The sequence below is a fragment of the Streptomyces sp. NPDC057428 genome, assembly GCF_042803195.1.
Taxonomy (GTDB): Bacteria; Actinomycetota; Actinomycetes; order Streptomycetales; family Streptomycetaceae; genus Streptomyces.
The window spans coordinates 77556-96770 of sequence record NZ_JBHVCT010000004.1 but is presented as its reverse complement, the minus strand read 5'-3'; the positions used below and the strand labels follow the sequence as shown (position 1 = coordinate 96770).

The window sequence follows — 19215 nt, the reverse complement described above, 5'->3', positions numbered from 1 at the left end:
GGCACAAAGGCGTTTCGGGAGGTCCTGTCATGACCGATGTACTGCTCACCGTAGGCACCCGTAAGGGACTCTTCATCGGCCGCAGGCGCGGCGGGACATGGGAGTTCGGAGAGCCGCACTTCAACGCGCAGGCGATCTACTCGATCGCGATCGACACCCGGAGCAGCACCCCACGGCTGCTGGTGGGCGGTGACAGCGCGCACTGGGGCCCTTCCGTCTTCCACTCCGACGATCTGGGGGCGACATGGGTGGAGCCGAAGCAACCCGCCGTGAAGTTCCCCCAGTTCACCGAAGCGTCACTGGAGCGGGTCTGGCAGCTGCATCCCGCCGGACCCGAGGCACCCGACGTCGTCTACGCGGGTACGGAGCCCGCCGCCCTGTTCCGTTCGGAAGACCGGGGCGAGTCCTTCGAGCTGGTGCGCCCGCTGTGGGAGCATCCGACGCGGTCCCGATGGGTGCCCGGCGGGGGCGGCGAGGGGCTGCACACCATCCTGACCGACCCCAGGGACGCCGCGGCCGTGACCGTCGCCGTCTCCACCGCGGGCGTGTTCCGGACCGAGGACGGCGGTGAGCGCTGGACGCCCTCCAACAAGGGGGTCTCGGCCGTGTTCCTGCCGGATCCCGATCCCGAGTTCGGCCAGTGCGTGCACAAGGTCACCCGCGACGCGGCGGATCCCGACCGGCTCTACCTGCAGAACCACTGGGGCGTGTTCCGCAGCGACGACGGCGGGAAGCGCTGGAAGGACATCGGTGCGGGTCTGCCCTCGGACTTCGGATTCGCCGCCGCCGCTCACCCGCGCCACGCGGACACGTTCTACGTGTTCCCGATCAACGCCGACGCCGACCGGGTCCCGGCCGGTCACCGCTGCCGGGTGTTCCGCACCAGGGACGCGGGGGACACATGGGAGCCGCTGACGCGGGGTCTGCCCGACGGCGACCACTACGGCACGGTGCTGCGCGACGGCCTCTGCACGGACGACGCGGACCCGGCCGGCGTCTACTTCGGCAATCGCAACGGCGAGGTGTACGCGAGCGCGGACGACGGTGACAGCTGGCAGCAGCTGGCCTCCCATCTGCCGGACGTGCTGTGCGTGCGGGCGGCGGCGCTCGGCTGACCAGGGGGCGATTCCGCCGCACGCGGCCGGCCGGGGCACGCATGGCCTCAAGCCTCCGGCCCGCGCCGGACAGGCGGGCCGGATCAGACCTCCGTCGGCACACACAGCACCGGCACGGTCGACAGGTGGAGGAGCTTGTGCGGGGTGGATCCGAGCAGCGCGCCCCGCATCGGGCTCTCCCCCCAGGTGCCCACGACGATGACTCTCGCCTCGTGGCGGGAGGCCGCCTCGATCAGCGCCTGCGCCGGACTCAGGTCGATGACCTCGACGGTGGTCTGCACATCGGCAGCCTCCGCCGACGCGACCGCGCGTTCCAGGCCCGCGCGTCCGGCCTGCCGAATGGCCTCGTAATGGGCGCGGTACTCCGCGCCGGTGGGGCCGGGCGGGGCAGCTCCGTAGACGAGGACGAGCTTCTCGCGGAAGGCCGCGGCCACCTCGATCGCCGTCCGCAGGGCGCGCGCCGCACCGGGTGACTCGTCGTACCCGAGGACCACCGACATCTCAGAACTCCTTGCCGTGCACGAGATCGGGGTCGACCACGCCTCGGCGCTCGGCCCAGAAGGCCGGCGTCAGGAACCGCAGGACCACCATGATCACCACCCCGATGAGGCTGATGCCGATTCCGATGACGAGCGGCGGACCCAGTCCGAACCACGAGGTCCCGCTGTACGAGTTCGCCGGGTCGGACATGTCCATGACCGACCGGACCAGCAGCCAGGCCAGCAGACCGGCCCCGACCACCGGGCCGAGTCCGATGAGGAAGAAGTTGCGCACGCTCTCGGTCAGATGGCGGCGGAAGTAGACCGCGCAGGCCACACCGGTGAGTGCGTAGTAGAAGGCGATGAGGAGGGACAGTGCGGTCAGTGTGTCGAAGAGGGCGTTCTCGCTGATCTGGCTGACGACCAGGTACCAGGCGATGGCGATGCCGGCCACCCACCACGTACTCACGTCCGGGGTCCGGAACCTCGGGCTGATACGGGCGAAGTGCGCGGGCAGCGCCTGGCGGCGTGCCATCGACAGCGCGGTGCGCGAGGCCGGGATGATGGTCGTCTGGGTTGAGGCGAGAGCCGACGTCGCGACCGCGAGGAGCACGACCCAGTCCCAGCCCCCCATGACCTCACGGGCGAGCAGGGCGAAGATGAACTCCTCCTCGCCGGCGTTCTCCACCAGGTACGCCGTTCCGGCGAACGCGACGACCGCGAAGCCGACGGACAGGTAGGTCACCAGCAGGATGACGGTCGACCACACACCGGCCTTCCCCGGCGCGGTCGCCGAGTCCTCGACCTCCTCGGTGAGGTTGACGGCCGATTCCCAGCCCCAGTAGATGAACACGCCGAGCAGCAGACCTCCGGTGAGCGCCGCGCCCCCCGCCCCGAAGGGGTTGAGCCAGTCGACCGAGGGTTTGACCGAGTCGAAGGACGTCGTACCAGCGTAGACGCGGTAGAGCGCGACGATCACGAACACGAGGAGGAACGCCACCTGAGCCAGGATCAGGACGTTCTGCACCTTGGCCGACAGTTCCGTCCCGATGACGCACAGAGCGGTCATCACCACGATCAGCAGAACGGTCAGCAGTTGGCGGACGAAGGTGTTCTCGGCCCAGCTGTCGAGCCCGACGGCGAGCAGCCCGAAGCTGACGGCGATGTCCGCAAGCGACCCCACGACCAGCACACCGGTCATCGCGATGGCCCAGCCACCGAGCCACCCCATCCAGGGCCCCATGGCACGGCTCACCCAGGAGAAGGTCGTCCCGCAGTCCTGGTCGGCCTTGTTGAGGTAGTAGAAGGCCGACGCGATGAACAGCATCGGCACGAACGAGGCGAAGAGCACCCCGGGGGCATAGATACCGACGAGCGCCACGATCGGTCCGATGACCGCGGCCACCGAGTAGGCCGGGGACGTGGCGTTCAGTCCGATGACCAGCGCGTCGACGAAGCCGATCGCGTTCGGCTTCAAGCTTGCCGGTGGTGATGATCCGGCGGATTCCTCTGCCATGCTCCCTCACTCGGGTCACAGGCCTGGAGAGCAGGCGGAACATTTCCTTCCACATGCTAGGCAGGTACCTCCCGGTGCGCACGCCCGGTGAGGCTTCCCGTGCGCGGGGACGCCCGCCGCCCTCACTGCTCGCGCATGCCCCAGGGAACGCCGTACTCGTTCAGCAGATCGAGGAACGGCCGGGGCGGCATGGCCTCGGGGCCGAGAACTCCGCTCCCGCTCCAGACGCCGCCCGCCAGGAGTTCGAGAGCGGCGACCGGGTTGATCGCCGTCTGCCAGACGACGGCCTGGGAGCCGTACTCGCGCATCGACCACTGGTTGTCGACCACGTGGTAGAGGTAGACCTCCCGGGGCCGTCCGTCCTTGCTGCCCTTCACCCAGGTGCCCGCACACGTCTTGCCGTGCATCCGCTCCCCGAGTCCGGCCGGATCGGGCAGACACGCGGCCACCACGTCGCGGGGGGAGACCTCGGCAACGCCCGTACCACTCTTCACCAACACCGGATCCGTACGGTCAAGGCCCAGCTTGTGGAGCGTGCGCAGCACCCCGATGAACTCGTCGCCCAGCCCGTACTTGAAGGTGACGCGCCGGGCCTTGAGCCAACGCGGCACGAGCAGGACCTCCTCGTGCTCGACATTGACGCACTCGACGGGTCCGATGCCCTCCGGGAAGTCGAACACCTCAGGTTCGCTGAAGGGCTCCGTGGTGAACCAGCCTCGGTCCTCCTCGTACACGACCGGCGGATTCAGACACTCCTCGATGGTCGTCCAGATGCTGAAGGACGGGGCGAAGTCGTAGCCCTCCACCGTCAGGTCGGCGCCGTCGCGGATCCCGATCTCCTCGATCTCGTCGAAGAGCTCGTCGGAGGCGTAGCGCGCGAACACGTCCGAGAGTCCGGGCTCCACACCGATTCCCACCAGCGCGAGCCTGCCGGCGGCCTCCCATTCGGCCGCACGCTCGAACTGAGCATCGCCCAGCTTGACGCCGCACTCCTCGTACGGGCGGGACGGATGGGGCCGGGACAGGGACATGGCCATGTCGAGGTAGTGGGCGCCATGCGCGAGGGCCGCCTCGAACAGCGGCATGACGAACCGGGGATCGGTGGCGTTGAGCAGCACGTCGCACCGGTGCTCCGCGAGCACCGCACGCACGGCGGCCGGGTCCGAGGCGTCCAGCCTGGCGGCGCCGAACCGGTCCCCGCGTTCCCCGAGGGCGGTGACGGCGCTCTCCGCCCGCCCCAGGTCGTAGTCGGCCACCGTCATGTGCTCGAAGAAGGGCCGACGGGCCGCGATACGCGTGATCGCCGTACCCACGCCTCCCGCCCCGACCAGGAGAACACGCATGGGACACCTCTCCTCTGCCGTTCCAGCGCTGCGAACGGCTGCAGCCGGTCCGGCGGTCCGGTGGTCCGGTGGTCCGGGGACGCTAGCAGCCGGGCGGCCCGGCAGTGGGCAACCGTCCGGACGATGTCCCGCGTCCGGGCCATCCGCACTCCCGGCCCTCACCCGGACGGTGGCGCCGGGGTCGCGGCGTGACCTCGACCCCACTTCTGCGGCGGACCGGAGCCGGCCGCATCACGGTCTAGACCCGCGCGTCCAGCCGGTGCTGCAATGAGCCGTCCGGACCGAAGATGTCCATCAGATACCCCTCGGAGGCCGACAGCCCCTCCTCGCGTTCGAGGAACCCGACGACCGACGTCTTCAGGCGGTCGAAGGTCCTGGCGCTGTCGTCGGGGTCGTGCGTCCTGACGACCAGCAGAGGGACGCCGTCGCGCCCTGCGCTCCTCTCGATCCCGTAGACCTCTCGCTGCCCACCCGCGCGCCGGTACCGCTCCGCCAGCCGCGCCGCCGCTTCGGGCACGGCCGTGGTCCTGGCCGTGGGGCCGAGGACGGCGGGGGTCCTGCCGGAGCCCGCTCCGTCGTCGGTGATGCAGCCGGCGAGCAGAGTGACCGCCGAGAATCCGACGACTACACCTGTGAGAACGATGCGCTTCATGCCGGAAGCCTCGCTCCCACCGCGACCGGACCGGGGGCATTGCGAAGATCCGTTGCGAATCCGTCACGTGTGGCAAGGGGTGTCCGGCAGAACCTCGACCCGCCGGGCGGAACGGATCACGGCCGGGCGCGTGTCCGGCCCCACCGGCGGGGGGATGACGGTGGGGCCGGAGGCTCGCACAGGTGCTGGGGGAAGCACCGACCGGAGCTCGGGTCACAGGGTCTCGTGCCCCGGATTCGGGACCCCATGCGGGGTCGGTTCCGGAAACCCGGAACGGCGCCGGCAGGCCACGCCGTGGGACGACGGAAATCCCGTCTCGGACGTCACATCGGCAGTCCGGTCGCCCTCACCCGTCGCGGGTTACGGCAGACGCCAGTCCACCGGTCGCTCGCCGAGGTGCCCCAGGAAGTCGTTCGTGCGGCTGAAGGGTCGCGAGCCGAAGAACCCGCGGTCCGCGGACATGGGAGAAGGATGAGCGGACTCGACCGCGGGCAGGTCTCCGAGGAGCGGGCGCACGTTGCGCGCGTCCCGGCCCCAGAGCACCGACACCATCGGCTTGCCACGCGCGGCCAGTGCGCGGATGGCCTGCTCGGTCACTTCCTCCCAGCCCTTGCCGCGATGCGCGGCGGGCTTGCCCGGCGCTGTCGTCAGCGCCCGGTTCAACAGGAGTACACCCTGCCTCGTCCACGGCGTCAGGTCCCCGTTGGACGGCCGCGGAAGACCGAGGTCACTGTGCAGCTCCCTGAAGATGTTCTCGAGACTGCCGGGAAGACGGCTCACTTCGGGGGCCACGGCGAAGCTCAGCCCGATGGCCATCCCCGGCGTCGGGTAAGGGTCCTGACCCACTATCAGGACACGCACGTCGTCGAACGGCTGCTGGAAGGCACGCAGGACGTTCTGCCCGGACGGCAGATACGTGCGCCCGGCGCCGATCTCGGCGCGGAGGAAATTCCCCATCTCCGCGATCCGGCCGGCCACCGGCTCCAACGCCTGCGCCCAGCCGGGCTCCACAAGTTCACTCAACGGTCGCGCTGCCACGTCCGTCACCCTACCGGCCCACACGGACAACGTGATCATGCGGTCTCCCGCGGCCGCGCCCCTGGCGATAGGCTGCGCGTCGTCATCGGTCCTCCAGTCCCCCGGAGTCGGTCCACGTGGTCGCACAGGTGTTCGTCCGGCACGAACGATGCCCCATGCCCCGGGTGATCGCGCCGGACGGACAGTGGTCGCTCGGGGGATGGTCGCGGTGAGCACCGCGACGGCCGGTTTCGTCCTCGGGGTGGACTCCGGCGGCTCCGGGCTGCGGCTGGCACTGGGATCCATGGACGCCCGGCATCCCGTTCGCACGGCCGTCTGCGCCGAGCCGGTGCGCACGCGCGCGGCCGGGATCGACGCCGGGCACCTGCTGGAGCAGCTCCTGCCCGAGGCACGCGGACTGCTGGAGGCGGCGGGACCGGGGGCGACCGTGGCCGCGGCGGCGATCGGCGCGGCCGGCATGGCGACGCTCGGGGACCAACTGCGGGCGGAGCTGCCCGCCGCGCTCGCGTCCGCGCTGGGTGTCCGACGGGTCGCCCTCGCCGCCGACGCGGTGACGGCCTACGCCGGCGCACTCGGCCAGCGGCCCGGCGCGGTGGTCGCCGGTGGCACCGGCATGATCGCGCTCGGTACCGACCTCTCGGCGTGGCGCAGGGCCGACGGCTGGGGGCATCTGCTGGGGGACAGCGGCGGCGGCGCCTGGATCGGCCGGAAAGGGCTCGACGCGGCGATGCGGGCCCACGACGGCCGACGAGGTGGTTCCCCCGCCCTGCTGGCGCGGCTGGAGGCGGTCCTCGGCCCCGCAGCCGGCCTGCCCGGCCTGCTCTATCCACGCACGGACCGCCCCGCCTTGCTCGCCTCCTTCGCGCCGGAGGTCGCGGCGTGCGCCGGCGACGACGCGACGGCGGCGGCGATCCTGCGGCGGGCGGCCTCCCACATCGCGGAAGCGACAGCCGCTGTGTGCCCGCGCCCTGCGGCACCCCGGGCCGAGGGATACGAAGTCGCGCTTACCGGCGGGTTGTTCCGCATGGGTGAGGCTCTTCTCGGACCCCTGCGCGAGGAGTTGGCCGAGCAGGTGCCGCGGGCACGGGTGGTTCCGGCGGCGGGCGACCCGCTGCACGGTTCGCTGGAGATCGCCCGGGCGCTGGCAGGGCCGGGGCTGCGACTGCCGCCCCACCCGGCCCTGTTGTTCGTACCGGGAGTAACCTAGGCCGTTCGAGCGGTCAACGGTCCGGGACAGAGCAGGTCAGTTACCCGCTATGCCGCTCTGCAGACATATACGGACAGATAACGCCCAGCCGCCCCCTCCCCGAACAGAGGGGTACCCAAAACCAGTAGCATGCGGCGCCATGAGCACCCCCACTGGGCCCGCCTCCGGCCTGCCTGTACGAATGCCGCGACCTCGCCAGTCCGGACGGCACCGCCGCCCTGAGCCCGTGGTCGCACCTGAGGGCGCCGCCGCGCTCGTTCTCGCCGTTCCCGGCACCCCTTCCCCGGCCTCGCGCGGCCTGGCCGAAGAGGTCATCAGCATCGCCCGTTCCGAGCTGCCCGGCCTGAACGCGCAGATCGGTTATCTCGACGGCGACGACGCCGAATATCCCACCCTCGCCTCCGTCCTCACCCAGGCGGCCGCCGAGCGTGTCGCGCGCTTCGAGCAGGCGACAGCCGCCGGGCGCGAGGTCCCCGCGCCGACGGGTCCGTCCGCCGTCGTGGTCCCGCTCCTCGCCGGCCCGGACAGCGCCATGATCAGGCGCATACGACAGGCCGTGATGGAGAGCGGCACGCAGGTGGAGCTGACCGACGTGCTCGGTCCGCACCCGCTGCTCGCGGAGGCGCTGCACGTCCGCCTGTCGGAGGCGGGGCTCGCGCGCGCCGACCGCGCCAGGCTGTTCACCGTGGCGACCGCGGCCGACGGCATCGTGCTGGCCACGGTGGGCGGCGAGGAGGCCGTACAGGCCGCCGGTATCACCGGCATGCTGCTGGCCGCACGCCTCGCGGTGCCGGTGATGGCCGCTGCGCTCGACGTGGAGGGTTCGGTCGCGTCCATCGCCGCCCAGCTGCAGGGTTCCGGCTCCGTACAGCTCGCGCTCGCGCCGTACCTCGTCGGCCCGGAGATCGACGCCGAGCTGCTGGACGCAGCCGCGAAGGAGGCCGGCTGCGCAACCGCCGAGCCCCTCGGCGCGTACCCGGCGATCGGCAAGCTCGTGCTCTCCCTGTACGCGACCGCGCTGGGCATCACCCCGGCGACGCCGCAGGGAGCCCAGGCTCACTGATACGCACAAGGCTCTGTGGCGCGGACCGGCCGTCCTGGGTCCGCGCCACAGGGCCTTGTCCTGCCCGGATCCCGGCAGGTGGCCGGAAGGACGGGCCTCCGCCCACCCAGTGGCGGGCGGAGCTGCGGTGTCAGCCGAAGACCACGCAGGAAGCCGCAGGAACGTCGAGGGAACCCGCGGGGGACGGCATACCCGTCTCCGCGTCGAGGGAGAACCAGCTGACGTTCCCGGAGCGCTCGTTGGCGGCGTACAGCCACTGGCCGGTGGGATCCAGGGTCAGGTCGCGGGGCCAGCGCCCTCCACAGCCCACGGCCGCCACGAGGACGGGCTTCTCGGCCGTCTCGTCCAGGGCGAGCACGGAGATGCTGTCGTGCCCCCGGTTGGCGGCCCACAGGAACCGGCCGTCGTGCGAGACCACCACCTCGGAGGGGTACGTACGCCCCGTTTCGCCTCCTTCGTGCACGCCATGAGGCAGTACGGAGGTCTCACCGACCGGTTCGAGCAGACCGGAGGCCGGGTCCCAGCGGCACGCGGTGACGGTGGGTTCCAGCTCGTTGAGGACGTAGAGGTGTCCGCCGGACGGATGAAAGGCCAGATGGCGCGGGCCGGTCCCCGGACGCAGCACCGCCTCGGAGTGCGTTCGCAGGGAGCCCGTGCCGGGGTCGAGGGCGCAGACGCGAACGGAGTCCGTGCCGAGGTCCACACTCAGCACCCAGTTCCCGGACGGATCGGCGAGTACCTGGTGAGCGTGGGGAGCGGCCTGGCGTCCCGTGTCGGGGCCGCCGCCCTCGTGCCGCAGTACGCAGGTGGCGGGGCCGGGCGATCCGTCGGCCCGCAGGGGCAGTGCGGTGACACTGCCCGAACCGTAGTTGGCGGTGAACAGGTGGCCGGCCAAGACGTCCAGGTGCGTGGGGCCGTCGCCGCCCACCGACCGCGGCTCGCCGATGAGCACCGGGGCGCCACGGCCTTTGACGTCGAAGGCCGCGACGGCACCGTCGGAGGTCTCGCTCACCGCGTACAGCACCGGGGCGCCCGTGCCCGGTGCGTGGCCGGGGGCGAGGAAGGACGGGTCGGCGACGACGTCCGTGGACGCCAGGACGGACAGCTCCCCGGTGTCCTCGTCGACGTCGGCGACGGTGATCCCGAGTCCACCCGCCGAGGTGAACGACCCTATGAATGCCCGTCCGGCAGTGTTGGCGCCCAAAGCGCTACCCCTCTTCGCATGCGTCGCGATCTTCACCGTCGACGGTAGCAGGCAGCCCTTTTGGTCCAGACCAACACACCTCGCTTCGGTGAGGTCGTAAGACCCTGACCGAAGTGGAGCCTCAGGCCCCGACGAGCGGAGCACGCGGGGAGCTGTGCAGGGGGGCTGCCAGCTCGGCGAGCGCCTTCTCCAGGCTGTGCAGATGGGCGAGGGCAGGTTCGACCACCCCGGCCGGCGGCAGTACGCCGACGGAGGCCACCACCTCACGGTGCCCTCGGGCCGGGGTGGTCAGCGCCTCCACCGATGCCTCCACACGCCAGCAGGCGGCGGCGAGGCGCGCGTCGTGCGACGCCTCGGGGTCCGCCGCGACGGAGGCCAGGCCCCGCACCTCACGCGCGCACGCGTCGAGCAGGGCGAGCACCTGCCGCGCACGTGCCTTACGGGCGCTCAGCGGACTCAGGGGGTGCACGAGCGGGCCGAGCGACAGCCGCACCCGCCCCAGGAGCGCTTCCAGCTCGGCCACCCGGGGAGCGGGATCGGCGGTCGCCGACCCGGCGAGCCGCGCCGCGGCCTCGGCGGTGCAGGCGTGCACGCAGCGCAGGGCCCGCTGGATCCAGGCGTCCGTCGTGGCATGGGTGGTGACCGGCAGCACGACGAGCACCGCCAGCATCGCCCCGAGGGCCCCGACGCCGGTCTCGACCAGGCGCAGCGCGAGCAGCGCGGGGTCCAGGACGCCGAGCGCCCCGTACAGCGCCCCCGCCAGGACCGTCACCGAGAACATCATCCACGTGTAGGAGACCGCGGCGGAGTAGAAGATTCCGAACACACCGAGCGCCACCAGGAGCGCGGTGGGGACGGCCGCACCGTGCAGGGGTGCGATGACGACCAGGCCGACGGGTATGCCGATCAGCGTTCCCAGCACCCGGCGGAAGCCGCGGACCAGCGTCTCGCCGCGGGACGCCGTGTTGACGAACACCCACCAGGTCGCCCCCACCGCCCAGTACCAGCGCTCGCCGGAGAGGAGCTGGCCGGCCAGGAGCGCGAGCGCCCCGCCCGCGGTCGCCTGGACCGCCTGGCGCGTCGTCGCCCTGGCCAGCCCTCGCGCGGCCACCGGAGCGAGCGGGACGGCCAACGGCAGCCGGCGCTCGTAGCACCACAGGCCGAAGCGGACGGACGACGCCGCCAGCAGCGAGAGCAGGACGGCGGAGAAGAGCTCCGGCAGCTGCCCGGGCAGGGTGTGCAGGAACTGGGTGATGAAGAAGGACATGAAGGCGAAGACGCCGAGCGAATGACCGCGCGGCCCCCATCGCCGGGCGTAGACGCCCGCGCCCATCACCGCGAGGAAGGCCACGTCCCGCGCCACCGGATGGCCGTGGAGCACGGCGGCCAGGGCGAGGACCGGCAGCCCTGCCACCGGCAGCAGCGCGGTGGTCACCGCCTGTCCTCGCACGGTCACGTCCGTGACCGTGAAGAGGGCCAGCAGCGCGGCGAGCCCACCGGTGATCGCGGCGACGAGCGAGTGCCCGGCCACGCCGCAGACGACGACCGCCAGCCCTATGCCGAGGACGGCCCTCGTCGCGTGCCGCAGCCGCAGCCGCCCCGGATCCGGAGCCACGAACGCCTTCTTCAGCAAGACTTCCCGCCCCTTCTCATGAAAAAGGGCGCCACGGAATCCGCAGCGCCATCGACAGGTCCATCAGACCACGTCGGCGACCGATGGCTCAACCGGCCGGACATAAACAGGGCCATTGGCACACCAAGTAAGCGCATCCATGTACCAGAACCCGGCCATTGGCCGAACGGGGACACCATCAGAGGTCCGGATCTCGCCCCCCGGGGGCGGTGCGGGTGACCGTGAGAGACGCCCGACGTGCGCCTTCACAGCAGGCGGGCAAGGGCGCCGCAGGCGTTACGGGGGCGGGCACGGCAGAGGGTGCCGGGATCCGTACGGTCCGGCACCCTCTCCCCTTGGCCAACGTAAGGGACCCCGCTCGCATCACCCGGGCGAAGACGCGCGCCTTCGGGCAGATGCCCGGGGCCCGCGATCCGTCCGCGTGTCCCGGCTCAGCCCCTGCGTCGGCGGAACGCCACCCACGCGACGACTGCGGCCCCCGCGGCCACCAGCAGCACGGTGCGGTTCTCCCGCGCCACCAGGGCTCCCTCGGCGGCCTTGCGCCGCACCGGTTCCGGGGCCTTGTCCTCCCACAGGCTTCCGGCCTGGGCGGCCTTGGCCCGGACTTCGCCGGCCGCCTGGGCCGCCTTGTCCTTGACCGGCGCCGGCACCGTGTCCTGCACCCGGTGCGCGGCCTCGGCGGCCTTGGCCTTGAGCTCCCCCGCCTTGGCCGTGGCCTGCTCCTTGACTTCGGCGGACTTCTGCCTGACCTCCGCGGTCTTCTGCTTGGCCTGGGCCTTCACATCGGCCTTGGCCGCGAGCGCCTCGACCGTCTGACCGAGTTCGTCGCGGGCCTCCTCGACCTGTTCGCGGAGTGCCTCCGGGCTGGAGACGTTCGGCTTGTCGTCGGACGGCTGGGTCATCGGTGGGCACTCCTCTTGATCTCGGCCACGTCGGCCTTGACGTTCTCGATCGCCTGCTCGGGTGCGGGTGGTGCAGCCCGGACGACCTCCTTCTTCCCGGCCAGAGCCATCACAGCGGCGATCGATCCCAGCGCGGCGGTGACGATCAGGGCCGCGGCCCACACCGGCAGGGGCACCGCCAACGCGGCGACAGCGGTGACCACCAGGGTCTGCAGCATCAGGAAGCCGACCAGTCCGGCCCCTCCGAACAGCCCGCCGCCCTTGCCGTAGTGCTTGCCCTTCTCCTTAACCTCCGCCTGCGCCAGCCTCAGCTCGCTGCGCACCAGCTCCGTCAGCTGCTGCGAAGCCCGCTGCACCAGCTCGCCCACCGGCTCCGCCCCGGATGCGTGAGCATCACGGCCGGAGCCCGGGGAGTACGGCTGCGTGTCCGACACCGCAGTCACCTCCTGTCCCTCTCCTCGATGAAGCCGGACGCCATGGCGACGCCCTGACCATGCGTGAGCCCACGCGTACCCCGAACGGAGCGGTTCAGCACATCGGCCTACGACCGGGGTCCCACCGGCACGCGGCGACGGCTTCCGGCGGAGCGGCCGGCCGCCGGGTACTCTTCCGCGCACGGCGGGGGCACGGCCTGCGGCGCGCCTCGACCGGGCTGCCCCCGCGCGGGCCGAAAGGGCGACGCACGCACCCGCCTGGTGACCACCGTCCGCTCCGGCAACGGTCTTCCCGGACCACGCGACGCGCGAACCCCGGGCGGACCGGCCGCCTCACGTCCGACGCCGCCGCCTCGCCGTCATCTGCCGTACGTGGTGCGGCACAGGTCGACGATCTCCGCGGAGGCGACCCCCTTGCCCGTCGCGCACACGGAACGCATGTCATAGGTCCGCTTCGGCTTCATCCACCGTGGTGTGGCCGCCCGGCGTGGCCGCTCGGGCCGGGCAGGGGCCAGGCGGCGCGTCCGCTCACGGGCTTCCCTCGGAGCGGCGGGGGCAGCCGCTTCGGCCCGGCGGACGGCTCTGCGCCCGGCATCGCGCCCCTCCCCCTTCTTCTCGCCCCCGTCCTGTCGCCGTCCTTCCGTCCTGCCCAGTGCGTCGTGCACGGCGGCGGGTGCGGAGGGTGCCGTGGGGGCCTGAGCGGCGGGCACGTTTCCGGACCGCCCGGAAGCGGCCGGGGCGGGCCTGTCCGTGCTCGCGGGCACGGAGACACAGCCGGACACACCCAGCAGGGCAACGAGCACGAGGGACATCGACCGCAGGTTCATGGCCTGGTCAACGACGGTCCGTCCCACCGGACACGTCCGGAACGCCCGGCGCCTCCGGCCCAGTTGTCCGGGCGCCGACCCAGGCCCGGCGGACGGCCGGGCTCAGGTCGGCAGAGCCACAGGGTCCCCGGTCGGCCACCAGGCGGCGAAATGGGCCCCGGAGTCGCCCGGAGGTCGGCCCGGCCCGCGGGTTCTTCCGGACCTCCCTGCGCCGGCAGGAACCCGGTCACCCTGCCGCACGTCGCAACCCTTGCCTCGGTACAGTCGGGCGACCCACAACCGAGCCCCGAGGAGCCGGCCGGACATGGCGGTGGACGCTCTCGACACCCGCATCCTGCGTCTGCTCATCAAGCAGCCGCGCACAAGCGTGCGCGAGTACGCGCGGATCCTGGGCGTGGCACGCGGCACCCTCCAGGCCCGCCTCGACCGTCTGGAGCGAGACGGCGTGATCACGGGCACGGGTCCCGTGCTCTCGCCCGCCGCCCTCGGACACCCGGTACTCGCCTTCGTCCATCTGGAGGTCACGCAGGGGCACCTGGACGAGGTGGGGGACGCCCTCGCGGCCGTCCCGGAGATCATCGAGGCGTTTTCGACGACCGGCGGCGGGGATCTGCTGACCCGCGTCGTGGCTCGTGACAACGGGCATCTGGAAGACGTGATCCAGCACCTGATCCAGCTGCCCGGCGTCGTCAGGACCCGGACGGAGGTCGCTCTTCGGGAGCGCGTGGCGTACCGCGTGCTCCCGTTGGTGGAGGCCGTGGGACGAGTGACCGCCGGCTCCGGCTGATCGGCGTCGGGCATGCTGGTGGCCGTGAAGACCCCGCCTGTCACCGCCCTCTCCGTGCTCTTCGACCTGGACGGGACCCTCGTGGACAGCGAGCCGAACTACTACGAGGCCGGGCGCCGGCTCCTCGCCCGTTACGGCGTAGGGGACTTCAGCTGGGAGAACCACACGCGCTTCGTCGGGATCGGCACCCGCGAGACGCTCACGGTCCTGCGCGCGGAGTACGGGATCCAGACGCCGTCCCGGGCGTACTGGCGGCGCACGCGGCCGGAATGCGCTGCGTCGCGATTCCGGACGCCGAAGCGGCCCCGGACGGGGCCGCGTTCGGTGAGGCGGAGCTGCTCTTCGCGGGCGGGCAGGCCGAATTCACGCCGCCGCCGTGCTCGACTGGCTCGGGAAGCTGTGAGATCGGCGCAGGTCCGGCAGCCCGACTGGCCGGATCGGGCATCCCGAGCCGCAGGCCGGGCGATCAAAGGCCCTGGGTGCGGATATCCTGATCACGCCGCGCAACCCGACGCACCTAACGAGGCGATGAGCCCGATGATGTCGCCGCCGCGGCAGTCGGAGCGGGCCACAATTCGAGATTGGTGTGCACAGGTGCTGGTTGCTGGACGGTACCGGTTGATATCCCCCATCGGCCGTGGCGGTATGGGTGAGGTGTGGCGCGCCACGGACGAGGTGCTGGGCCGTGCCGTGGCGGTGAAGCTGCTGCTGGGTGACCATGCCGACGCCTCGTCGACCGCACGGTTCCGCCTGGAGGCGCAGACCGCCGCGCGTCTGAGCCACCCTCACCTGGTGGCCGTATTCGACTTCGGCTCCTGGGAGGACCGCTTCTACCTGGTGATGGAGCTGGTCGAGGGAAGGAGCCTCGGAGACCTGCTGGAGGCCCAGGAGTCCGTCCATCCCGAGCAGGTGGCTCACATCGCCGGCCAGGCGGCCGCCGGACTCGCCGCCGCGCACCGGCAGGGCATCGTCCACCGCGACATCAAGCCGGGCAACCTGATGCTGGACGCCGACGGGTCCGTGAAGATCGGCGACTTCGGTATCGCCCAGTTCGTCGACGACCCGTCGACGGCCCTGACGACCGCCGGTCACATCGTCGGGACGAGTCTCTACCTGGCTCCGGAGCGGGCACTGGGCCGGTCGGCGGACGCCGCTTCGGACATGTACTCCCTTGGCTGTGTCATCTACCAGCTCCTGGTCGGCCAGCCGCCGTTCCGCTCGGACACGGCGACCGCGACGCTCTATCAGCACGTGGACACCCCGCCGGTGCCGGTGAGACAGCGCGGGGTGGAGATCTCCCCCGCCTTCGACTCGTATCTGCTCGGCCTGCTGGCCAAGAAGCCCGAGGACCGGCCGAACGCGCAGCAGGTGTCCGACTGGTTCCGGACCGATGCCTGGCGCGGGCGCCCGGAGCCGCTGCCCCGGCACGCCCCTCAGAGCCCGCGAACCGGCGGAGCTGCCGCGCCGTCGGCGGCTTCGGGGGGCCCGGGCACCGGGACGGGTTCGACGTACCGGCTGCCGCAGGCCACCGGCCGCAGACGGGCGGCTCCGGCCCCGCGGACGTCGAAGTCGGCGACCACCCGCACGAGCGAGGCTATCCGGCGCCGTCCGCGCGTGGCCAGCGCCGTGGCGGGGACGGTCGCCTTCCTGGCGGCTGTCTACCTGGGCACGGTCCTCTTCGCTCCGGACACCGGGGCCGCGGACACTCCGGACCCCGGGACCACCCCGACCGCCGGTGTCGGGTCCCCCGCCCCGGCCGATCCCTCCGCCGGTCCTGCCCAGGACGGTTCGGGGCAGGACGGTCAGCAGGACGACGGGGACGGGGACGACTGAACCGCCCGTCTCACCAGCGCGCGTGGACCTCTGCGCGGATCCGGCGGTCGTACAGGCCGCGTACGGCGTCGAGGGTGCTCTGCGGAAGCGGCGGGAGCGCGGCGGCCGCGGCGTTGGCGCGGGCCTGCTCCACGGAACGCGCGCCTGGGATGACGCTGGTGACACCGGGCTGCTGAAGGATCCAGCGCAGCGCGGTCTGTGCGGAGGTGGCGCCCTCGGGAGCGAGGCCCGCGAACTGGGCCGCGGCGGCCACGCCGGTCGCGTAGTCGATGCCCGAGAAGGTCTCGCCCTGGTCGAACACCTCACCATGGCGGTTGTACGTGCGGTGGTCCTCGGGAGGGAAGACGGTGTCGGCGGTGTACCTGCCGGACAACAGCCCGGAGGCGAGCGGGACGCGCGCGATGATGCCGACCCCGGCCTCGGCCGCTGCCGGGAGGACCTCGTCGAGCGGCTTCAGGCGGAACGGGTTGAGAATGATCTGGACGCTGGCGACACCCGGCCTGGCGATGGCGGTGAGCGCCTCGGCGCAGGTCTCGACACTGACCGCGTAGGCGGCGATCCGCTGCTCGGCGACGAGCGTGTCCAGGGCGTCGTACACGGCGTCGGACGAGTAGACGGCCGTGGGCGGGCAGTGGAGTTGTACAAGGTCGAGGGTGTCGACCCCCAGGTTGGCCCGCGAGCGGTCGTTCCAGGCGCGGAAGTTGTCCAGGACGTAGTTCTCCGGCAGTTGGTCCGCGCGTCGGCCCATCTTGGTGGCAACGAAGACGTCCGCGTCCGGCCGGTCCTTCAGGTAGCGGCCGATGAGCTGTTCGCTCCGGCCGTCGCCGTACACGTCCGCGGTGTCGAAGAAGGTGACTCCGGACTCGACGGCGGCGTCCAGGACACCGAAGGCGTCCGCCTCCCGCACCTCGCCCCAGTCCCCGCCGAGCTGCCAGGTGCCCTGTCCGACGACCGATACGTCACGGCCGGTCCTGCCGAGTGTGCGCTGCTCCATGCGGATCATGCTACGCCGGTACGCGGGGCCGCCGGCCGGGTGCGCCGTCGGCCGGCACCGCTCGGCCGCATCGGCGGACCTCGCCCTCGCGCGCAACGCGGGCTGACCCGCCCCTCCGCCCGGGCCGCGCGCCCCCGCCACGATGCGGCGCGCGGCGCTCGGACGCAGAGTGGAGATACGCACAATGCGGGACCCGTGCGGAACCGGCCGCGCAGGCGCGCATCGTCCGACCGCATCCAGGCGGAGGGAGCCGGCGTGGACAGCGACAGCACACAGCGCTTCGTGGTGCAGATACACGACGCCCGGCGCATGCACTTCGACTTCCGGCTGGAGGTCGACGGCGTCCTGAAGTCCTGGGCCGTGCCACGCGGCCCCTCCGACAACCCCAGCGACAAGCGACTGGCCGTGCCGGCGGAGGACCATCCCTTGGCTTACCGCGATTTCGAGGGGGTCATCCCGCGGGACGAGCAGGGCAGTGGCGCGGTGATCGTCTGGGACCAGGGGACCTACCGGCCGCTGGGCCACGACTCCGAGGGGGACCCCGTCCCGTTCGCCGAGTCCCTGGAGCGGGGGCACGCGGACTTCTGGCTGGACGGGACGAAGCTGCGTGGCGAATTCACGCTCACCCGCTTCCGTATCGACGACGGGGACGGCACCCGGGGTCCGGAGGCCTGGCTGCTCATCAAGGCCGACGACCGCCAGGCCGTCCACGACCGGCCGGGCACACCGGACCCGCACCACGCGCGCTCGGCCCGCACGGGCCGGACGCTGCAGCAGGTCGCCGTGGCGGGACGGGGCAGCGAGACCTGACGCACCAGCCGCGGGCCACGGCCGGGTGGCGGTGGCTGCCCGGGATGCGGACGTCGGCGCCCGCCTGGTCCTCAGGTGCTCTTGACGGAGGCCAGGTGGGCGAAGACGACGACGTTGTCCTCGTAGTCCTTCGCCTTCTTGTCGTAGTCGCCGCCGCACGTGATCAGCCGCAGCTGGGCGGTGCCCTTGTCGGCGTAGACCCTGTTGTTCGGGAAGTCCGTCTTGCTGAACGTCTCGACCGAGTCGACCTCGAAGGTGGCGACCACCCCGTCCTCCCGGGTGATGTCCACCGTGTTCCCCGCTTTGAGGGTGCTGAGCAGGAGGAACACCGCGGGGCCGGTCTTCGTGTCGACGTGTCCCGCCACCACCGATGTGCCCGGCTCGCCGGGAGTGGCCCCGTCCTTGAACCAGCCGGCCAGATTGGCGTCGTTCGCGGGCGGCGGGTCGAGCCGGCCGCTGGAGCCGATGGAGAGGGGCGTGAAGGGGGCGTCGACGGCGATCGACTTGATCGAGATCCGCTCGGGCTCGGAGCGGGGCAGGCCCGACGGCAGGAGCGACGGGGAGCCGGACGGTGCGGGCGAGGCCGCGGCAGACGCCGACGGCGCGGGGAGCGAGACCACGGCGGGGGCCGGCGTGACTCCCGCCGACGCGTCGAAGGAGTTGTAGACGAGGAGGAAGCCCAGCCCCACCGCCACGACGGGCCACAGCAGGGAACGGCCGAGGGCAGGGGAGGCGGGAACGGTTTCTGACTGCTGCGGGTCGGCCATGCGCTTGCTGCCTTTCGCGTACGGGGAGGGGGGCCCGGCCGGGGTGCCGGGGAAATCGGCGCGGCCACCGCCCCGGGTGGGGGCGGCGGCCACGACAGGATTCAGTCAGCGCTGCGGGTCGCCTGTCGGCGTCAGACGGCCGCGGCACCCGAGGCGTTGCGACGGCGCAGCTTGTACGCGACGGCGCCGATGCCGCCGAGCATCAGCACCGAACCCGCGGCCAGCCCGCCGCCGGAGAGCGCCATCGCGCCACCGCCGGTGTGCATGCCACCCTCGGGCTTCTCGTGCTTCCAGGTCTTCTCGCTGTCACCGCTGCCGGAGCCGGACTCCTTGTCCTTCTCCCAGTCATCGGCCGACACGCCGGCCAGCGCGCCGCCACCGGTGTGCATGCCACCCTCCGGCTTCTCGTGCTTCCACGAGTCCGGCTTCTCACGGTCGTCGTTGCTACCCGAGCCGGACTCCTTGTCCTTGTCCTTCTCCCAGTCGTCCGCCGACACGCCGGCCAGCGCGCCGCCACCGGTGTGCATGCCACCCTCGGGCTTCTCGTGCTTCCAGGTCTTCTCGCTGTCACCGCTGCCGGAGCCGGACTCCTTGTCCTTCTCCCAGTCATC

Annotated in this window: 19 protein-coding genes and 1 pseudogene; 7 read left to right on the top strand and 13 right to left on the bottom strand. The window is 72.0% G+C overall.

All coding sequences use genetic code 11. From position 1 onward, the window contains the following. Positions 1-29: 29 nt before the first annotated feature. Complete coding sequence (locus tag ACFU5K_RS02765) at positions 30-1115, top strand: WD40/YVTN/BNR-like repeat-containing protein (protein ID WP_384055833.1); 1086 nt, start codon at positions 30-32, stop codon at positions 1113-1115. 83 nt (positions 1116-1198) lie between these two features. Here ACFU5K_RS02765 and ACFU5K_RS02760 read toward each other — a convergent pair whose 3' ends face one another. The 5 genes from ACFU5K_RS02760 to ACFU5K_RS02740 all read right to left on the bottom strand — a co-directional run bounded on the left by ACFU5K_RS02760 (position 1199) and on the right by ACFU5K_RS02740 (position 6143). Next, the gene (locus ACFU5K_RS02760; protein WP_384055830.1) at positions 1199-1615 is read right to left on the bottom strand and encodes a universal stress protein; all 417 of its coding nucleotides are present in this window, start codon (positions 1613-1615) and stop codon (positions 1199-1201) included. Position 1616: 1 nt separating this feature from the next. Next, the gene (locus tag ACFU5K_RS02755; protein WP_384055827.1) at positions 1617-3110 is read right to left on the bottom strand and encodes an APC family permease; all 1494 of its coding nucleotides are present in this window, start codon (positions 3108-3110) and stop codon (positions 1617-1619) included. 122 nt (positions 3111-3232) lie between these two features. After that, the gene (locus tag ACFU5K_RS02750) at positions 3233-4453 is read right to left on the bottom strand and encodes a saccharopine dehydrogenase family protein (protein ID WP_384055825.1); all 1221 of its coding nucleotides are present in this window, start codon (positions 4451-4453) and stop codon (positions 3233-3235) included. A 238-nt stretch (positions 4454-4691) separates the two neighbouring features. Beyond that, positions 4692-5105: a hypothetical protein gene (locus tag ACFU5K_RS02745; RefSeq protein ID WP_384055822.1), complete on the bottom strand. Its 414-nt coding sequence runs from the start codon at positions 5103-5105 to the stop codon at positions 4692-4694. A 360-nt stretch (positions 5106-5465) separates the two neighbouring features. Further along, positions 5466-6143 carry a uracil-DNA glycosylase gene (locus ACFU5K_RS02740; RefSeq protein ID WP_384055819.1) on the bottom strand — a complete coding sequence of 226 codons (678 nt, stop codon included), beginning with the start codon at positions 6141-6143 and terminating at the stop codon, positions 5466-5468. Positions 6144-6342: 199 nt separating this feature from the next. On the opposite strand from ACFU5K_RS02740, the gene ACFU5K_RS02735 reads away from it, so the two are divergent. Continuing rightward, the gene (locus ACFU5K_RS02735; protein ID WP_384055816.1) at positions 6343-7350 is read left to right on the top strand and encodes an N-acetylglucosamine kinase; all 1008 of its coding nucleotides are present in this window, start codon (positions 6343-6345) and stop codon (positions 7348-7350) included. A 139-nt stretch (positions 7351-7489) separates the two neighbouring features. Beyond that, entirely contained in the window at positions 7490-8413 is a 924-nt protein-coding gene (locus tag ACFU5K_RS02730; RefSeq protein WP_384055813.1) for a sirohydrochlorin chelatase, read from the top strand. A 130-nt stretch (positions 8414-8543) separates the two neighbouring features. Here the strand turns inward: ACFU5K_RS02730 and ACFU5K_RS02725 are convergent, their stop codons facing one another. From ACFU5K_RS02725 to ACFU5K_RS02705, 5 genes are all read right to left on the bottom strand, one after another. Further along, the gene (locus ACFU5K_RS02725) at positions 8544-9617 is read right to left on the bottom strand and encodes a lactonase family protein (protein WP_384055811.1); all 1074 of its coding nucleotides are present in this window, start codon (positions 9615-9617) and stop codon (positions 8544-8546) included. Positions 9618-9738: 121 nt separating this feature from the next. Beyond that, positions 9739-11250, bottom strand: a complete 1512-nt coding sequence (locus ACFU5K_RS02720) for an FUSC family protein (protein WP_384055808.1) — start codon at positions 11248-11250, stop codon at positions 9739-9741. Positions 11251-11681: 431 nt separating this feature from the next. Beyond that, on the bottom strand, positions 11682-12152 hold the full coding sequence (locus ACFU5K_RS02715) for a DUF3618 domain-containing protein (protein ID WP_384055805.1): 471 nt from the start codon (positions 12150-12152) through the stop codon (positions 11682-11684). Continuing rightward, complete coding sequence (locus ACFU5K_RS02710) at positions 12149-12520, bottom strand: phage holin family protein (protein WP_384056007.1); 372 nt, start codon at positions 12518-12520, stop codon at positions 12149-12151. Before ACFU5K_RS02710 ends, ACFU5K_RS02715 begins: the two co-directional genes overlap by 4 nt. Positions 12521-12945: 425 nt before the next feature. Next, complete coding sequence (locus tag ACFU5K_RS02705) at positions 12946-13398, bottom strand: hypothetical protein (protein WP_384055803.1); 453 nt, start codon at positions 13396-13398, stop codon at positions 12946-12948. A gap of 319 nt (positions 13399-13717) precedes the next feature. On the opposite strand from ACFU5K_RS02705, the gene ACFU5K_RS02700 reads away from it, so the two are divergent. The 3 genes and pseudogenes from ACFU5K_RS02700 to ACFU5K_RS02690 all read left to right on the top strand — a co-directional run bounded on the left by ACFU5K_RS02700 (position 13718) and on the right by ACFU5K_RS02690 (position 16033). Further along, a complete protein-coding gene (locus tag ACFU5K_RS02700) occupies positions 13718-14200 on the top strand; it encodes an Lrp/AsnC family transcriptional regulator (protein WP_384055800.1) in 483 nt (160 codons plus the stop codon). A gap of 12 nt (positions 14201-14212) precedes the next feature. Further along, positions 14213-14398: pseudogene (locus ACFU5K_RS02695) on the top strand (HAD hydrolase-like protein); the annotation flags it as partial. Between the two features lie 447 nt (positions 14399-14845). Further along, the gene (locus ACFU5K_RS02690; RefSeq protein WP_384056004.1) at positions 14846-16033 is read left to right on the top strand and encodes a serine/threonine-protein kinase; all 1188 of its coding nucleotides are present in this window, start codon (positions 14846-14848) and stop codon (positions 16031-16033) included. A gap of 10 nt (positions 16034-16043) precedes the next feature. Here ACFU5K_RS02690 and ACFU5K_RS02685 read toward each other — a convergent pair whose 3' ends face one another. After that, complete coding sequence (locus tag ACFU5K_RS02685) at positions 16044-17036, bottom strand: aldo/keto reductase (protein ID WP_384055797.1); 993 nt, start codon at positions 17034-17036, stop codon at positions 16044-16046. Between the two features lie 246 nt (positions 17037-17282). On the opposite strand from ACFU5K_RS02685, the gene ACFU5K_RS02680 reads away from it, so the two are divergent. Then, positions 17283-17837 carry a DNA polymerase ligase N-terminal domain-containing protein gene (locus ACFU5K_RS02680; protein WP_384055794.1) on the top strand — a complete coding sequence of 185 codons (555 nt, stop codon included), beginning with the start codon at positions 17283-17285 and terminating at the stop codon, positions 17835-17837. Positions 17838-17908: 71 nt separating this feature from the next. Here the strand turns inward: ACFU5K_RS02680 and ACFU5K_RS02675 are convergent, their stop codons facing one another. Both ACFU5K_RS02675 and ACFU5K_RS02670 read right to left on the bottom strand, forming a co-directional pair. Then, positions 17909-18604 (bottom strand): class F sortase, encoded by a 696-nt coding sequence (locus ACFU5K_RS02675; RefSeq protein ID WP_384056001.1) that lies wholly within the window; start codon positions 18602-18604, stop codon positions 17909-17911. Positions 18605-18735: 131 nt separating this feature from the next. Further along, the coding region (locus ACFU5K_RS02670; protein ID WP_384055791.1) for a hypothetical protein at positions 18736-19215 on the bottom strand (480 nt) is incomplete at its 5' end.

Bases quoted from the DNA above. Each gene is read 5' to 3' on its own strand.
- ACFU5K_RS02690 (WP_384056004.1), top strand. From the start codon at position 14,846: ATGGGTGAGGTGTGGCGCGCCACGGACGAGGTGCTGGGCCGTGCCGTG.
- ACFU5K_RS02730 (WP_384055813.1), top strand. From the start codon at position 7,490: ATGAGCACCCCCACTGGGCCCGCCTCCGGCCTGCCTGTACGAATGCCG.
- ACFU5K_RS02685 (WP_384055797.1), bottom strand. From the start codon at position 17,036: ATGATCCGCATGGAGCAGCGCACACTCGGCAGGACCGGCCGTGACGTA.
- ACFU5K_RS02675 (WP_384056001.1), bottom strand. From the start codon at position 18,604: ATGGCCGACCCGCAGCAGTCAGAAACCGTTCCCGCCTCCCCTGCCCTC.
- ACFU5K_RS02715 (WP_384055805.1), bottom strand. From the start codon at position 12,152: ATGACCCAGCCGTCCGACGACAAGCCGAACGTCTCCAGCCCGGAGGCA.
- ACFU5K_RS02765 (WP_384055833.1), top strand. From the start codon at position 30: ATGACCGATGTACTGCTCACCGTAGGCACCCGTAAGGGACTCTTCATC.
- ACFU5K_RS02700 (WP_384055800.1), top strand. From the start codon at position 13,718: ATGGCGGTGGACGCTCTCGACACCCGCATCCTGCGTCTGCTCATCAAG.
- ACFU5K_RS02735 (WP_384055816.1), top strand. From the start codon at position 6,343: ATGGTCGCGGTGAGCACCGCGACGGCCGGTTTCGTCCTCGGGGTGGAC.
- ACFU5K_RS02705 (WP_384055803.1), bottom strand. From the start codon at position 13,398: ATGTCCCTCGTGCTCGTTGCCCTGCTGGGTGTGTCCGGCTGTGTCTCC.
- ACFU5K_RS02745 (WP_384055822.1), bottom strand. From the start codon at position 5,105: ATGAAGCGCATCGTTCTCACAGGTGTAGTCGTCGGATTCTCGGCGGTC.
- ACFU5K_RS02750 (WP_384055825.1), bottom strand. From the start codon at position 4,453: ATGCGTGTTCTCCTGGTCGGGGCGGGAGGCGTGGGTACGGCGATCACG.
- ACFU5K_RS02755 (WP_384055827.1), bottom strand. From the start codon at position 3,110: ATGGCAGAGGAATCCGCCGGATCATCACCACCGGCAAGCTTGAAGCCG.
- ACFU5K_RS02760 (WP_384055830.1), bottom strand. From the start codon at position 1,615: ATGTCGGTGGTCCTCGGGTACGACGAGTCACCCGGTGCGGCGCGCGCC.